At 64.9% G+C, this 14,813-nt stretch carries 12 protein-coding genes, 2 tRNA genes and 1 pseudogene; 4 read left to right on the plus strand and 11 right to left on the minus strand.

The window, feature by feature from the left end; translation table 11 throughout:
- Nucleotides 1-55: 55 nt before the first annotated feature.
- Nucleotides 56-1,376 (minus strand): annotated as a pseudogene (locus E3374_RS02080) (RNA-guided endonuclease InsQ/TnpB family protein).
- Between the two features lie 165 nt (nucleotides 1,377-1,541).
- A tRNA-Ser gene (locus tag E3374_RS02085) sits at nucleotides 1,542-1,626 on the minus strand.
- Nucleotides 1,627-1,707: 81 nt separating this feature from the next.
- On the opposite strand from E3374_RS02085, the gene E3374_RS02090 reads away from it, so the two are divergent.
- Nucleotides 1,708-2,655, plus strand: a complete 948-nt coding sequence (locus E3374_RS02090; protein ID WP_136687219.1) for an AAA family ATPase — start codon at nucleotides 1,708-1,710, stop codon at nucleotides 2,653-2,655.
- Between the two features lie 183 nt (nucleotides 2,656-2,838).
- Here E3374_RS02090 and E3374_RS02095 read toward each other — a convergent pair whose 3' ends face one another.
- Genes E3374_RS02095 through E3374_RS02115 form a run of 5 tightly spaced genes read right to left on the minus strand, consistent with a single transcriptional unit; the run spans nucleotide 2,839 to nucleotide 9,756 of the window.
- Nucleotides 2,839-3,330, minus strand: coding sequence for a DUF7519 family protein (locus tag E3374_RS02095; RefSeq protein WP_136687221.1), 492 nt, complete (start codon nucleotides 3,328-3,330; stop codon nucleotides 2,839-2,841).
- Nucleotides 3,330-5,270, minus strand: coding sequence for a DUF58 domain-containing protein (locus E3374_RS02100; RefSeq protein WP_136687223.1), 1,941 nt, complete (start codon nucleotides 5,268-5,270; stop codon nucleotides 3,330-3,332). Before E3374_RS02100 ends, E3374_RS02095 begins: the two co-directional genes overlap by 1 nt.
- Nucleotides 5,267-6,154, minus strand: coding sequence for a DUF4129 domain-containing protein (locus E3374_RS02105; RefSeq protein ID WP_248299370.1), 888 nt, complete (start codon nucleotides 6,152-6,154; stop codon nucleotides 5,267-5,269). Before E3374_RS02105 ends, E3374_RS02100 begins: the two co-directional genes overlap by 4 nt.
- Before the next feature lie 33 nt (nucleotides 6,155-6,187).
- Nucleotides 6,188-7,765 carry a hydantoinase B/oxoprolinase family protein gene (locus E3374_RS02110; protein WP_136687225.1) on the minus strand — a complete coding sequence of 526 codons (1,578 nt, stop codon included), beginning with the start codon at nucleotides 7,763-7,765 and terminating at the stop codon, nucleotides 6,188-6,190.
- Nucleotides 7,762-9,756 carry a hydantoinase/oxoprolinase family protein gene (locus tag E3374_RS02115; RefSeq protein WP_136687227.1) on the minus strand — a complete coding sequence of 665 codons (1,995 nt, stop codon included), beginning with the start codon at nucleotides 9,754-9,756 and terminating at the stop codon, nucleotides 7,762-7,764. The genes E3374_RS02110 and E3374_RS02115 overlap by 4 nt, the downstream gene beginning before the upstream one ends.
- Before the next feature lie 143 nt (nucleotides 9,757-9,899).
- Here E3374_RS02115 and E3374_RS02120 point away from each other — a divergent pair, with 143 nt between their 5' ends.
- The gene (locus tag E3374_RS02120; protein WP_136687230.1) at nucleotides 9,900-10,136 is read left to right on the plus strand and encodes a helix-turn-helix domain-containing protein; all 237 of its coding nucleotides are present in this window, start codon (nucleotides 9,900-9,902) and stop codon (nucleotides 10,134-10,136) included.
- 2 nt (nucleotides 10,137-10,138) lie between these two features.
- Here E3374_RS02120 and E3374_RS02125 read toward each other — a convergent pair whose 3' ends face one another.
- The 3 genes from E3374_RS02125 to E3374_RS02135 form a co-directional block, all read right to left on the minus strand.
- Complete coding sequence (locus tag E3374_RS02125; protein ID WP_136687232.1) at nucleotides 10,139-11,056, minus strand: thiamine-phosphate synthase family protein; 918 nt, start codon at nucleotides 11,054-11,056, stop codon at nucleotides 10,139-10,141.
- A 214-nt stretch (nucleotides 11,057-11,270) separates the two neighbouring features.
- On the minus strand, nucleotides 11,271-12,266 hold the full coding sequence (locus E3374_RS02130; RefSeq protein WP_136687234.1) for an aldo/keto reductase: 996 nt from the start codon (nucleotides 12,264-12,266) through the stop codon (nucleotides 11,271-11,273).
- A gap of 117 nt (nucleotides 12,267-12,383) precedes the next feature.
- The gene (locus E3374_RS02135; protein WP_136687442.1) at nucleotides 12,384-12,548 is read right to left on the minus strand and encodes a hydrogenase maturation nickel metallochaperone HypA; all 165 of its coding nucleotides are present in this window, start codon (nucleotides 12,546-12,548) and stop codon (nucleotides 12,384-12,386) included.
- A gap of 195 nt (nucleotides 12,549-12,743) precedes the next feature.
- On the opposite strand from E3374_RS02135, the gene E3374_RS02140 reads away from it, so the two are divergent.
- The gene (locus E3374_RS02140; RefSeq protein ID WP_136687237.1) at nucleotides 12,744-13,673 is read left to right on the plus strand and encodes a phosphotriesterase family protein; all 930 of its coding nucleotides are present in this window, start codon (nucleotides 12,744-12,746) and stop codon (nucleotides 13,671-13,673) included.
- A 347-nt stretch (nucleotides 13,674-14,020) separates the two neighbouring features.
- Here E3374_RS02140 and E3374_RS02145 read toward each other — a convergent pair.
- Nucleotides 14,021-14,094, minus strand: a tRNA-Tyr gene (locus E3374_RS02145).
- Nucleotides 14,095-14,248: 154 nt separating this feature from the next.
- Here E3374_RS02145 and E3374_RS02150 point away from each other — a divergent pair.
- Complete coding sequence (locus E3374_RS02150; RefSeq protein WP_136687239.1) at nucleotides 14,249-14,806, plus strand: double zinc ribbon domain-containing protein; 558 nt, start codon at nucleotides 14,249-14,251, stop codon at nucleotides 14,804-14,806.
- Nucleotides 14,807-14,813 lie beyond the last annotated feature (7 nt).

A 14,813-nucleotide genomic window follows, 5' to 3' on the forward strand; every position in this document is an offset into this window, starting at 1 on the left:
ACACCGAGGGAGCGATGTCAACTACCCCACCCTACTTCGCTTGTTGAGGGTCCCGTCAGACGTGGTCTGACGACGTGCAGGCCGTGGGACTGCACTGGGGCTTGTCCATGAACTCGGCCTCGAACCCGTCCGGGTGAGCGGTAAATCCACCACTCGGCGTCACTGTTCCAGACTTCAGGGCAAGTTGACTGTTACCCGTCCGCCGAGACGACTGTTGGCCCCGACGGACGTACCGTAATCCGATGTTCTTCGCCGTCGCAAAGTCACGCAGTGACTTTGCTGCCCGCCGGATGTAATCCGGCGACCGCATTATAGTCCGCGTTCGCCTCCAAATCGCACTTCTGACACCGAAAGTCGCTACGGGTCTGGCGATTCTCGTCAGCCGTGAAGCCACACTCGGCACACCGCTTGGAAGTGTATGCCGAACCAACCTGTTTTACCTCGATGCCTTCTACTTCGGCTTTGTACTCCACCTGTTCATACAACGTTCGGAACGCCCATCTATGTCCCCACGATGCCCCAGTGTGGTCGCGGATGTGGGCTAGATCCTCGAAAGCGATTATATCGCACTCGTGGCGGAGTGCTTCATCTACAATGGCGTTTGATGCCCGGTGGAGTACGTCACGCACGTATCGAAGTTCCCTATTACTCGACTGTTCAAGTGTTCGGTGAGCGCTCCGGGTGCCGGTTTGTTGGAGGCCAGCGCGCACCTTTTCGAACTCGCGGAGATTGTGGGTTAACTCCCGCCCGCTGAAGAAGTAGGCAGTACTTGTGACGGCGAGGTTCTCGATGCCGAGGTCAACCCCGAGGACCGTTCCGTCCTCGGCGGTGTTCCGCTCGGCATCGGTCTTGTGTCGGCGGAAGCCGATATGCAGGAAGTAGTCGCCATCACGGGCGGTGAGCGTGCTTTCCGTGACGCTCCATTCGTCCGAGTCGAGGTACTCCCGTTGGTAGCCATCATCCGATTCGGGGAGAGCAAGTTCACACCGGACACGACTTTCTGTTGTGGAGAGCGACACCGAATCGTCGTCAAACAAAGTCATCGTTCGGGCGTCGTACTTTACCGTCGGGGCGGTGAAGGATGGCTTGCTCACCTTCTTGCCGTTCAACCGGCGTTCGATACAACCGGTGATGGCCTGGGCGGCCTGGTGGGTGGCGAGAATCGCGTGCTGACTCCCGAGGTCGGTGTGTTCGCGCACGTCGTCGTAGGCAAGGGGCTGTACGTCGCGTTTTGTGTTATACTTGCCCCACGCCATGTCGGTGGCAATCTGGCAACCACGCCTCCACTCGGAGATTGTCTCTTCGAGGAGATCGCGTTGCTCGTCCGTGACTTCAAGACGTGTGATTGCCGTCCGACGCACGTAGTCGTCTGCCACGTATCTAATGTAGTTGCATAAGTATTTATAAGATTTCATTCCTGACTTATCTGAACGCGCTCTTCCCTCCCTCCTCACTTGTCTCGCTCGTTCTTTTCTCGCGGGTGCAACGAAACGGTTTCACCACCTCAAAATCGCGTCGCTCCGCGCTTGGCTCGCGAGAAACGCCGAGGGGGAGATTTGAACTCCCGAGTCCGTGAGGACACCTGCTCTCGAGGCAGGCGCCTTGGCCAGGCTAGGCTACCTCGGCTCATCCGGTCATACTCCAGTGCCGTGTTTATCCGTTTCGATCTCTCGAAATGCCTAAGGACGGCCGGTGGCACCACTCCCCATGGACATCACCGAGGCCAGCGAGACCTGTAATCGCCTTCTGGCGGAACTCGAGTCGGCCGTCATCACCGATCGGGAGTTCCTCGAAACCGTTCTGCTGGGCGTGCTCGGTCGCGGGCACGTCCTGCTTGAAGACGTCCCCGGGACCGGCAAGACCCTCACCGCCCGGAGTCTGGCAGCGGCACTCGGCCTCTCCTTTTCGCGGATCCAGTTCACCCCTGACCTGTTACCCGCAGACGTGACCGGGACACACATCTACAACGAACGGGATCGCTCCTTCGAGTTCAGCGAGGGACCCATCTTCGCCAACGTCGTCCTTGCCGACGAGATCAATCGCGCGCCACCCAAGACCCAGAGCGCCCTCCTCGAAGCCATGGAGGAGACGCAAGTCACAGTCAACGACGACACCTACGACCTGCCTGAACCGTTCTTCGTCATCGCTACCCAGAACCCCATCGAGATGGAAGGGACCTTCGAGTTGCCCGAGGCCCAGGTCGACCGTTTCGCCGTCAAGACCGAAATGGGCTACCCCGACGAGGACGGGGAGATTGAACTCCTCCGGCGTCGACAGTCCCGCGAGGATCGCAGCCCCGCCGTCGAGGCGGTGCTCGACGCCGAGTCGGTGACCAGTCTCCGGACAGTCCCCGAACGGGTCCGTGTCGAGGAGGACGTCATGGCGTACATGGCAGCGATCACGCGGGCGACCCGCGAGCACCGGAACGTCGAGGTCGGCGTCTCGCCGCGGGGCACCCAGCGACTGTTCGAGATCTCACGAGCGCATGCGACACTCGTCGGCCGGGAATACGTCACTCCGGACGACATCAAGCGGGTCGCCCGGCCGGTACTTGCCCATCGGCTGATCCTCACGCCCGACGCGAAGGTCGACGGCGTGCCCAAACACTCCATCGTCGACCGCGTCCTCGATGACGTCCCGGTGCCGACGGTCTAATCGCAGGCGATCCTCGGACGGGATCGCCAGAATAACTCCGTGTCGACAGCCCGACCACAGACGCAGCCGTCGGGTAGCCGGCCTATGCGTCCCGACACGGATCTTGCCCGCTCGGAGCCCGAAGCGGCCGGGACGAAGCCGTCGGGTGGCCGTCCTATGCGTCTCGACGCCGAGCGTCCGTTCTCAGGTGCGCATCGAAAGCAACACGATCGCGCCACCACCAAGGAACAGCACGAGTGCGAGTAGGGGTTGACCACCCGTCACCGTGAGGTACGTCACGTAGACGCCGCCGATCGCGATCGCCCCGACGAGGGTCGAAGCTGCGGCATGGACGGCGATCGGTCGTCGGGTTTGCGCCTCGGTACCGAGCTGTTCGCCGACGCCGATTGTCTGTTCGCCGATGTCCCAGGCCAGGACGGCCGCGACCAGGCCGACGAGCACCAGTCCAGCCGACAACGACGAGATCCCGGCCGCGACGACAGCCCCGAACTGGAGCAACGATCCCAGACCGAGGACGCGACGGGAGCCCAGAAGAGTACCGATCACGACCACCACCGCCCCGACGACGGCGACGGCGAACGCGGTCGGAACCAACAGCAGGGCGAGCGCCGAGATACCGCTGGCGCTGCCGACCGTCGCAATCGCGACACGGGGTGGAGTCGTCTCGGGAATCATCACGACCACCGCCTCGCCGCGTTGGTGAGCGCCAGCGCAAGGGGTTCCTCGTCGTCCCAGTCGACGACGCGGACGTTCGACTGCCGGAGGCGCGAAAGGCGCACGGACCGCTCCAGACGTTCGAGTCTTCGACCGGGCGTGCCGCCCCCAGTCGCGTCGGGACTGAGCAGTGTGACTGGATACCCGCTGGCCTCTAGCTGGCGCACGATCTCGACGGACTCGTCGTCTGCGACCGGCGAAAACACCAGGAGTTGTGCGTCCCCGGGCAATCGTTTGCGGAGCGCGGCCAGATTGATGCGTACGTAATACGGCGTCTCGGGTGGTGATGGCGCGAACGACTCGTGGGACGCCAGAAGATCGTGTGCACGGGCCCGATGGGTGTGACCGGCCCCCGGTTCGAGCCAGCACCGCCGCGGCGACAGCGACGCCAGTCCGACCCTGTCGTCGGAATCGAGCAGTGCCGAAACGACCTTCGCGGCCGCGAGAACGCTCCGGTCGACCGCCGAGGCCGCCTCGTCGTCGGGGGCGACATAGGCCGATCGGCGCGCGTCGATCAACACGACCACGGTCGCCGAGCGCTCCTCACGGAACTGCAGTGTGGCTAGACCCTCGCCGCGGGCCGCCCGGTTCCAGTCGATACGCGTCAGCGGATCTCCCCGCCGGTACTCTCTGACCGAGTGAAACTCGATACCGCTGCCACCCACGTCCGTCAGGACACGACCAACATGTTTCGAGGTGTGTTTGCGCAACGGCACCGACAGTTCCAGCGCCGTCGAGACGTCGTACGTGACCGTCCCGTCGCCGTCGACGTCCGGCTTCGAGACGCGTTCGAGCGTCCCCGGGAGGTTCCGGGCGACGAGCGTCGGCGTCTCGAACTCGTGAGACCCTCGCACGGCTTCGATCGAATACGTGTAGGTCGTCGACGCACCCGGACGCAACGCTGTCCCGTGACGTGGGGTACCGTCGACGACAGTGACCCCGGCGGGCACTCCGTCGACGAACCGGAGGTCGGACTGGAAACTCTCGCCCACGTTCTCGATTTCGACGCGAACTGTCACGGACTCTCCCGGCCTGGGTTCGGTCGGCTCGAGCGTCCGCGTGATCGACAGCTCCGGATCTGGCGAGGGCCCGGCGACGACGTAGGCCCCAAACCCGGCCAGGACGCCGCCACCGAGCAGCAACGCAGGCCGGGAGAAGACGACTCCGAACCCGATGACCGACAACGCAAGCGCCGAGAGTCCCTTCCAGCGGTCGATCACCCATTCGCCGGGCGGCGTCGGCGACTTGGTTTCGGTGTGCGTCCCGTCGGCGGCGTCTGGATCACGCTCACCGTCGACGAGTCGAAAGAGTTCGTCGATCGCACGTTCGACGCGACGCCGGAACACCGATCTACCAGTGACGAACGAGGTAATCCGGGTTCGAATCGATAGGGATTCGTCCGCGTCGGTGAACAGCGCCGCCGCTACCGGATCGTCGGTCCAGGTTCCGTCCGCCAGTCGGTCCGCCACGTCGATGTTGTCGGTCGGTCGGTCGTCGAGAACTGCCGTGGTAACCGTCTCCACTCGCGAGCGGATCTTCGAACGTTGCTTGACGCACTCTATCGAATTACCCGTGCCACCTCGTAACATCGCGTCGAAGTCCGCCCCCGGGACCGAGACCGTCGAACGTTCCTCGACATCCGGAAGTGTCGCCGATTCGATAGACGTGACCAACCGGTCCCTCCAGCGTGTGGCGGCGATCACGAGTAACAGACCGCCGATCACGAACACGATGACGTACCCCGGGGAGAACCCCGCGCCCAGTTCCGGGGCGAGGATGACTGCGGTGCCTGCGAGAACCGCGAGCAGTCCCAGTCCACCGAGGACGCGATCGATGCCGATGGGAGAATCCCCGCTCTCGTCGTCCGGCCGGCGCGATCGGGTCTCGCTGACCCGACTCATCGTGACTCACCGGCGTACGCCGACTCGATCCGTCGCAACGCGTCTCTGGCCCGTTCGGCACGTGTCTCCGAGACCGGTTCGTCTCCATACCGGACGTCCTCGAACAGGCGCGTGAGTTCCCTGACGTCGTCGGGTGCCATGCCGGCCTCGATCGCCAGCTCGGCGAACTCCCCCGGCGTGGTCGATTCGCGCTTGGACACTTCGAGAGCGTCTGTCATCTCGATCCAGGCGCGATAGACGGCGTTCGCTGTCGAAACATCCGAGTCCTCGATGTCATCGGCCGCACGTCCGGCGGCCTGTCCGACGGACGCGAGCTCCTCGGTGTCCGACGCTTCGGGCTCGGGTGCTTGCTCGGGAGTGTCTTCGTCCGTCGAGAGCGCGAACAGGGCGATCAACGCGAGCAGGACGACCACGCCCAGGCCACTCAGCAACATCGGCGAGACGCTCCCGTCTCCCGCGGCTGGAACGCCGCCACCGCTGGGCCCGAACGAACCATTGCTCCCGACGGCCCCGAACCCACCGCTGGAGTTCGACGGAAATGAAACAGGCCCTAACAGCAACTGCGCGAGTACGGCCCCAAGCAGCGAGATGCCGACGATCCGGGCCAGATCACGGACGTCGAGCAGGATCGCGCCGGCGACGATCCCGGCGATCATGACGACGACGAATACGACGGTCAGGGCTGTAATGACGAACTCAGGGAGCTGGCCGCCGGGCGGTTCCTGGATCTCCGCCATACCGAACAAGCCGGAGGTATCATCCTCGACACCAATCACCCCGCTACTCGCCGCGGGGTTCGTCAGCGTCGCAGCCGCGAACGTGAGCGCGAGGGCTGCGAGTACCCCCACCACCAGGACTCCGGCCGTCCGACGATCGACTTGCACAGGCCGGGACTTGGCGACCGGTGATTGTGAGTGTTATCCCTGCCCGTACCCGCCGCCCCCCGGTGTCAGCACAGTGACGACGGTTCCGGCAGCGAGTTCGCGTGTCGTCTTCGCCGGTACTGGATCGCCGTCGATCAGGTTTCGGCCCGTCGTCCCGTCGCCGCCACCCGCTCGACCGGCCGGAGCATACCGGCGGCGTTCGGTGAGCAACGAGACTGTCGCCTCGCTCTCCAGACGGATCGACCGCCGGAGACCGTCTCCACCCTCCTGAGCACCGTCGCCGCCGCTCCCTCGCCTGATCGCGTATTCCTCGACGGTGAGGGGATACGTTCCCTCCAGCGCCTCGACCGGCGTGTTCTGCGTGTTGGTCATCCCGACCTGGACGGCGTCCATGCCGTCGGCGCCGGCCGTCGCTCCCCCGCCGCCGCCGATCGTCTCGTAGTAGGTGAAAGTCGGCGAGCCGATCACGAGGTTGTTCATCGTCCCCTGGCCGTCGGCCGGGACACGCTCGGGCGCGACTTCACTGATCGCCGCGAATACCACATCCGCGACTCGCTGGCTCGTCTCGACGTTGCCGCCCACGACGGCTGCCGGCGGTTCCGGGTTCAACAACGAACCAGCGGGTGCACTGACAGTAACCGGATCGTAGCAGCCCTGGTTCGGCGGCACGTCCGGATCGGTCACACACCGGACGACGAACAACACCGCACTCTTTGCGACCGATAGCGGCGCGTTGACGTTGCCGGCGACCTGTCCGGCCGTGCCTGAAAAGTCCACGTCCAGACGCTCGCCGTCGATCGTTACAGCCACCGCGATCGGGATATCCGTGTCTGTGATCCCGTCACCCTCGAGGACGTCACGCGCTTCGTAACGGCCGTCCGGCAGGGCGTCGATCTCTCCTTCGACGCGCTCACGGGAGTACTCGATCACCGCATCGAACGCCGTCAAGAGCTCCTCGCCGTGCTCGTCGAGCAACTCGTCGATCCGTTCGGCGCCGCGATCGTTGGCCGCCCGCTGGGCGCGCAGGTCCGCGCGGCGCTGTCGAGGATTGCGGACGTTCGCCAGCAGTAGATCCTCGACCTCGTCCCGTAGCTCGCCGGCGACCACGAGGCGCGTGGGCGGGATCCGCAGTCCCTCCTGGTGGACGTCACGCGCACCGGCTGGCATGCTCCCGGGTGCCATGCCACCCACGTCGGCGTGGTGGGCTCGGGACGCGGCGTAGGCCACGATCCGTCCGTCGCGCTTGCACGGCCCACCCGATCGTTCCGAGGCCCCGGGCGCCTCGTGGGTGATCGGCGAGACCATCGTCACGTCCGGGAGATGTGTCCCGCCGGCGAACGGGTCGTTCAGGACGAACACATCGCCGGGTTCGGGATCGCACTCGCGGACCGCCTCGACGGCATCGGGCATCGCTCCGAGGTGGACCGGGATGTGCTCGGCCTGTGCGACCAGCCGGCCATCGGCATCGAATATCGCCGTCGAACAGTCCCGGCGCTCGGCGATGTTCGGCGAATACGCCCCCCGGATCAACACGTCGCCCATCTCCTCGGCGACGCCCTCCAGTTGATTGCGGAGGATCTCCAGGTCGATCGGACCGAGGGCGTCGCTCATCGGTCGATACCTCCATCGAGGATCAGCGTCCCGCGATCGTCGACCGTCGCGTTCCAGCCCGGCGCCACGACGACCGTACTCTCCCCGCCCGCGATGATCGCCGGCCCCTCGACGAACGCTCCGGTGGAGAGTCCCCCGCGATCCAGCACCGGCGTCTCACGATACTTGCCCTCGAAGGAAACACCCCGTCTCGTCCGGCTGGCATCGCTGGACCCCGGGCCCGACAACGGCGGATCCTCGCCTGCGATCGTTGCGGTCGTCCGGAGCGTGACGAGTTCCACGGCCTCGTCGGGAAGTCGGTACCCCCTGGCGCGCTCGTGAGCGACGTGAAAGTGGTCTCTCATCGCTGCCGGATCGAACGGCTGGGTCGCCGGAACGGTCACCTCGTAGCTCTGGCCGGCGTACCGGAGATCGGCCTCGCGTTCGATCGTCGTACGTTCGGGTTCGCTCGCGTCCGTACGGACCCTCGCCACCAGGTCGTCGTAATGGTTCTCTATCGCCGTCACGTCGACCTCGTCGACGTCCGTCCGGTAGGTGCGGGCAGCGTCGTGTGTCTCGTCGGCTGCGAGCAGGCCGTACGCCGAGAGGACGCCGCTTGCCCGTGGAACGAGGACGCGCTCGATCCCGAGCCGATCGGCCAGCGCCGCGGCGTGCATCGGCCCGGCACCCCCGAAGGCGACGAGGGTAAACTCCCGTGGATCGTGACCGCGTTCGACGGTCACTGACCGGATCGTCCGTGTCATCGTCGCGTTAGTGACGCGATAGATTCCGCGGGCGGCTGCGATCGGACCGTCGAGTTCGGCCGCGTCGGCGAGGTCGGTCAGGACCGCCTCGGCGGCGTCGGCATCGAGGTCGAAATTCCCCAGCGATTCGCCACCGAGATAGCCCAGCTGGAGGGCGGCGTCCGTGACCGTGGCTTCGCTTCCCCCGCGTCCGTAGCAAGCGGGACCGGGTTCAGCTCCCGCAGATCGCGGACCGACACGCAACGCCCCGCCCTCGTCCACCCAGCCGACGCTGCCGCCACCGGCACCGACCGTCTCGACGTCGACCATCGACACGCCGACGGGTCGCTCGGCGATCCTCGCGTCGGTGGTACGCGCCACCGTCCCGTCGACGACCAGTCCCACGTCAGCCGAGGTCCCGCCCATGTCGAAGGTGACGAGCCGTTCCCCCGCAGCCACACTCGCCGCGCCGACGACCCCCGCCGCCGGTCCAGAGAGCAACGTGGTCACCGCACGCTCACGGACGGTCGCCGCGTCGGCGATCCCACCGTTGGACTGCATGACACGAGGCGTCGGAAGCCCGCGCTCGTCCGCCCGATCGATCAACCGACCCAGGTACGTATCGACGACTGGCGTCACGTAAGCGTCCACCGCTGTCGTCGCCGTCCGCTCGTACTCCCGGAACGTGCCGAGCACCTCGTGGCTCGTCGAGACCGACCACTCGCCTACCTCCCGGAGTATGGCCTCGACCGTGCGCTCGTTGTCGGGATGGGCATAGGCGTGGAAGAGACTTACCGCGACGCTCTCGACGTCGTCGGGGATGTCCGCGGCGAGTTCCCGCACGGCGTCAGGATCGACCGCACGCTCGATTCCCTCCGGAGTGGCACGTTCGTCGATCTCGACGCGTAACTCGGCCGGGATCAACGGTTCGGGCTTCCCCGCGTCGAGGTTGTAAAGCGACGGCCGGTTCTGGCGACCGATTTCGAGGACGTCCGCGAACCCCTCGGTCGTGACCAGCGCCGCCCTCGCTCCCTCCCCTTCGAGCATCGTGTTGACGGCCACCGTCGTCGCGTGTCTGAACCGGTCGACGGCCGCCACGTCGATTCCGGCCGACTCACAAGCCGTCTCGATCCCCTCGATGACGCCCTCGCTTTGCTCGTCAGTCGTCGAGACCTTGGCCGTCGTGAGCGTCCCGTCGACGATCAACACAACGTCGGTGAACGTGCCGCCGACGTCGACACCGAGCCAGATCCGCCCGCCCGCGTTCATGGCACCGGGTCCGAGGAGCGTCCGGTTAAACGCTTGGGCGTGAAAACGACTGTGTACACGCGAACGTCGTCGTGAGGAAGGCAAAATAATTAACAGAGATACCTACGTGAGAAATTAAATACCAAGCTCGCGTATCGGGAACTATGAGCGAACCAGGCCGCGAGACGGAGTACACTGTCGAGGACGTCACAGCAGTCTTTCGGGACCGCGAGGACTACGCCGAGCCACTGACCGCCAGTGAGGTCGCGGGGGAACTGGGTTGTTCCCGGCGGACGGCACTCAACAAGCTTCACGACCTCGCCGAGTCGACGGAGGTCACCAGCAAGAAGGTCGGCGGACGTTCGCGCGTGTGGTGGATTCCCGTCCACATCGATCAGTAAGCTCACGCCTGAGCGTCTCGTACAAGTTCGATCGCCAGCCGCGTGGCGTCGACGGCATCGTTCCCGAAGACGTAGGTGATAGGTTCGATGCCGAAGGCCCCCTCGTGGTAAATGACCCGCGGAACCTCATCGCGTTCCGCGAACGCAGTGACGAGGCGCTCGTGGCGGTCGTCGTAATCGGCGTCGAATTCGAGCGGGTCGATCCCGCGGTCACGGGCGGCCGCCAGCAACGTCTCGTCGGTCGTGAGGTTCAGCGCGGCCCGGACCGACGGGTCGACACGTCCGGCCGCCAGGATCGTCCGGGCGACGTGCTGGGAGCCGCCGAACTCCGGGTTCGCCGGAACGTCGATCCGCCCGCGCATCGCGTGGACGCGGCCGGGGACCGCCGCCACGTCGAGTTCGTCGTCGGCCTCGGGCAACGCCATGCCGACGTTCGTCCCGACGTTGGGGACGAACGCGACCATCGCCGTCTCGTCGGCCAGCAATCGGGTCGCCTTCCTGACGTTCGAGAGGATTGCCCGCTCGTCGGCGACCGCCTCGTCGTATCCACGCACACACAGGTCACAGCCCAGTCCCGCAAGCGCAGGGACTTCTTCCTCGTGGATCGCACAGATCGGTCCGCGATCCTCGAAGGCCCGGACCACCTCCAAAAACTCTCCCAGCGCCTCGTAAGCATCCATCGACCCATCTGCGAACCCGTCGGCGACACGGTCGACGGTCTCCTCCATTCGCGGGTTCCCGCTGAAACGCTTCTCGATGGCGACGTTGCCGCCGACGTACTTGCTCACCGCGGCCTGGGTGACACCGAGGTGTTCGGCGATCTCCTGCTGGGTGAGCCCCCGGTCGACGAGCTCTCTGGCGAGCATCGCCCGTGCCGTCGGCAAGAACCGATCGACGACGATCTCACTCGGGAATCGCATGCCGGGCGTTTCGACGCCGCCGCCTATAAGCACCCACTTCGGGATTCGAAAAGCGTGCCACGATATAACATTATATATGGTACCATAGGATTTATGCACCGGATATCGAACGACCGGCAAAACGTGAAACGGATCGGAGAACGGGGAGTGGACCGGAAAAACGGGGAGTGGACCGGAAAATAGGAAGGGAATTGGAGACCGGCGTCGACCGACCTCACCAGCGGTGGTGGACGTCCTCGTGGACGTATTCCTCGTAGATATCGCGGACCGCGCCGTGAATCTCATGGCTGAGGGAGTTCATCTCCGCGGCGTCGACGTTGTCGCGGATGTGTGCCGGCGAGGTCGAGCCCGGAATGACCGTCGAGACGGCGTCGTGATCGAGGATCCAGCGCAGGGCCATCTGGGCCATCGTCATCTCCTCGGGAACGTGCGGTTCAAGAGTTTCGACGGCGTCGATTCCCCTCTCGAAGGGGAGGCCGGCGAAGGTCTCCCCGCGGTCGAAGGCTTCGCCCTCGCGGTTGAAGTTCCGATGGTCGTTCTCGGGGAATTCCGTGTCGCGATCGATCGCACCGGTCAGCAGGCCTGAGGCCAGGGGCACGCGAACGATTACGCCCACGTCCTGTCGTTTGGCCTCCTCGAAGAACAGTTCCGCCGGACGCTGACGGAACATGTTAAAGATGATCTGGACCGTCTCGACGCCGGGGTATTCGATGGCCTTCAGTGCCTGCTCGACCTTCTCGACGCTGACGCCGTAATGGGCGATTTTCCCGCGGTCCTTCAGCTCCTCGAGCGCGTCGAAAACCTCGGGCTGATAGTAGACATCGTTGGGCGGGCAGTGCAACTGCAGAAGATCCAGCGTCTCGGTGCCGAGATTCTCGCGACTGCGATCGACGTACGACTCGAGGTTATCGGCGTTGTATCCCTCCGCTGTATGGGGGTCGAGTCGACGACCCGCCTTCGTCGCGACGACGACCTCCTCGCGGTCGTAGTCGTCTTCTTCGAGGACGGTCCCGATGTGTCGTTCGCTGGTGCCGTCGCCGTAGACGTCCGCCGTGTCGAGAAAGTCGATGCCCGCATCCAGCGCGGTGCGGACGACGTCCCGACCTTCTTCCTCGGAGATGTCCCCCCAGGCCGCGCCGCCGATGTTCCAGGTCCCGAGACCGACCTCCGTGACGTCCCATCCGGTCGTACCGAGCGGTCTGCGTTGCATGTCCAAAGGAAAATTTGGATCGCCTCGTACTTGTATCGCCCGCTCTCGGTCCGCGGGCGGATCTCGGGCCAGCCGCAATCATGCGAGTCGTCGTCAGTCGACACCACCAGGATGGCGTCAGTGATCGTCGACCCACTTCGCGCGGCGCACGTCGTAGCTCCCACACTCCGGACAGGTGTGATACTGAACTGGATGCGGCGTCTCACAGGACAGGCAGAGATAAGGGAGCACCTCGGCCTCGTCGGCACCCGAGAAGAACGTGTCACGGTCGAAGACACCCATCGTTACCACGGGTTTACCCTCGACGTCCGGGACCAAAAAGGGAGCCGATAGTTTACGCCTCTAACCCCGCTTTCGTCTGTCGATTCGAGTTCGTTTATAAACGGGTCAACGGACCTACCATGGGACGGATACGTTGAATAGATAGCATTCCTGGTCGAACAACACGCTCATCTCTCGTGTGGCCGTACGCTGGCCATGGCGGCTCTCATCACGACACTAGGCGAGCGCTCACGAGCGGACCTCGGCACGATACTGCCACACGAGCACGTCTTCGTGGATCTGGGACCGAAAGCGGAGCACAACTGGGAAGACGCTGACCCGGACGACGTCGTCGACGTCATGGCCCCGGAGATCGAACGCGCCCGCGAGGAAGGGGTGACGGCCCTCGTCGAGTGCACGCCCGAAGGCGTGGGCCGTCGCGTCGACGTCGATCTCGCGGTCTCGCAGGCGACGGACTTCCCGATCGTCGTCCCGACGGGTATCTATCAGGAGCCCGCCATCCCGGCGTGGGCCCGCGAGGCGAGCGAGGACGACCTCTACGAGTGGTTGCTGGCGGAACTCACCGACGGCGTCGAAGACACCGGCGTCCGGGCCGCCTGGATCAAGGTCAGCACCGACGACGATGATCCGACCGGCCTGTCCGACGACGAGGCCAAAATTCTGCGCGCGGCGGCCCGTGCCGGTGCCGAGACGGACGCATTGATCGGCAGTCACACACTTCACGGATCGGTCGTCCACCGACAACTCGACCTCATCGAGGATGCCGGCTACACTGCCGATCGCTTCGTCTGGATCCACGCCCAGGCCGAGTCCGATACCTCGCTGCACCGCGAGATCGCCGACCGTGGCGCCTACGTCGAGTACGACTGGATCGGCGGCGAGGATCGGAACGACGCGTACTACGTCGACCGCGTGCAAACGATGCTCGAAGACGGCTTTGACGACCGGGTCCTGTTAAGTCAGGATCGGGGCTGGTACGACCCCTCCGAACCCAGTGGCGGCGAACAGAAACCCTATACGTACCTCACCGGCGAGTTCCTCCCGAAGCTTCGGGACGCGGGCATCGACGACGCGGCCGTCCGACGGCTCACGGAAGACAACCCCTTCGAGGCGTTCGCCCGCTGATCAGTTGGTTCAAGCCGTGTCGTGGGAAACTCGATAGACGCCGCTGGCTCACCTCGTTCGCAGTCGGCAGCAACGTAGTCCGCCCTTCCCGATTTGAACAGATGCCAGACGTTCCAGGGTGCTCGCTTCGCTGCGCTCCCGGGGCTGCGACTGGCGTGTTCAAATCGTGTCGGGAGAGACTTGCCAGTCGACGCATTGCGTCGACAGAACAAGTCCGCCCTCCCCGATTTGAACGCCGGAAGACGTGCTCGCTACGCTGCGCGCGACTTCCGAGCCCTCGTTCGCTCCGCTCACGAGGACGGGGGACAAGCCGAACGCAGTCGGCAACGATTCAACTGGAAAACGAGTCCGCCCTCCCCGATTTGAACGGGGGACAAGTCGATCTACAGTCGACTGCTCTACCAGTCTGAGCTAAGGGCGGGCGTACTCTCACGTACGTTCGGTCCCGGACTTAACGGTTATCATTCACGGCGGAATCCGGGCGTCGCCAGCTGTTCGTCACGTACGCGACAGACGCACGTCAGACGTTCACGAAGATTGAAGTAGGACCACTGTCAACCCGTATGACAGGCCGTATGAGCAAGATCACGTTCCGCGCCGACGACGACCTCGTCGCGCAACTGGAGGCGTTCGATGCCTCGAAGAGCGAGGTCATGCGCGAGGCGTTGCGGACCTACCTCGAGGATCCGGACGAGACGTCCCCTGCAGGGGAGACGTCGGAGTCCACCGCGTCCACGTCCGCGCCCACCTCGGCCGAGGAGAGTCTCGACGACCTCATCGAGGAGCGCGTCGACGCCGTCCTTGCCGATCGGCTCGGAGCCGTCGGACGAACCCGGCCCCAGGACGTCAACGTCACCCTCTCGCTCGCCGACGCCGTCGTGACACCCGAAGGGACGACCGACGCCGGAGCCGACGCACGAACCGCCACTCCCGGAGAACGGGACGCCAGCGAGGACCGGACCTGCGCGAAGTGCGGCGAGACCGTCTCGGCAGAACACGTCTACTGCCCCAACTGCGGGGAAAAAGCCTCCCACCGTGTTTTCTGTGAGTGCGGCGATGAACTCCGGTCGGACTGGGCGTTCTGCCCGAGCTGTGGGCGTCGGACGGCTGCCGCCGACGTGCTCGATCAGTAATCGGCGC

Origin of the sequence: Halorhabdus amylolytica, assembly GCF_004944975.1 — an archaeon.
Taxonomy (GTDB): Archaea; Halobacteriota; Halobacteria; order Halobacteriales; family Haloarculaceae; genus Halorhabdus; species Halorhabdus amylolytica.

Bases quoted from the DNA above. Each gene is read 5' to 3' on its own strand.
- E3374_RS02090 (WP_136687219.1), top strand. From the start codon at position 1,708: ATGGACATCACCGAGGCCAGCGAGACCTGTAATCGCCTTCTGGCGGAA.
- E3374_RS02095 (WP_136687221.1), bottom strand. From the start codon at position 3,330: ATGATTCCCGAGACGACTCCACCCCGTGTCGCGATTGCGACGGTCGGC.
- E3374_RS02100 (WP_136687223.1), bottom strand. From the start codon at position 5,270: ATGAGTCGGGTCAGCGAGACCCGATCGCGCCGGCCGGACGACGAGAGC.
- E3374_RS02110 (WP_136687225.1), bottom strand. From the start codon at position 7,765: ATGAGCGACGCCCTCGGTCCGATCGACCTGGAGATCCTCCGCAATCAA.
- E3374_RS02115 (WP_136687227.1), bottom strand. From the start codon at position 9,756: ATGAACGCGGGCGGGCGGATCTGGCTCGGTGTCGACGTCGGCGGCACG.
- E3374_RS02120 (WP_136687230.1), top strand. From the start codon at position 9,900: ATGAGCGAACCAGGCCGCGAGACGGAGTACACTGTCGAGGACGTCACA.
- E3374_RS02125 (WP_136687232.1), bottom strand. From the start codon at position 11,056: ATGCGATTCCCGAGTGAGATCGTCGTCGATCGGTTCTTGCCGACGGCA.
- E3374_RS02130 (WP_136687234.1), bottom strand. From the start codon at position 12,266: ATGCAACGCAGACCGCTCGGTACGACCGGATGGGACGTCACGGAGGTC.
- E3374_RS02135 (WP_136687442.1), bottom strand. From the start codon at position 12,548: ATGGGTGTCTTCGACCGTGACACGTTCTTCTCGGGTGCCGACGAGGCC.
- E3374_RS02140 (WP_136687237.1), top strand. From the start codon at position 12,744: ATGGCGGCTCTCATCACGACACTAGGCGAGCGCTCACGAGCGGACCTC.
- E3374_RS02150 (WP_136687239.1), top strand. From the start codon at position 14,249: ATGAGCAAGATCACGTTCCGCGCCGACGACGACCTCGTCGCGCAACTG.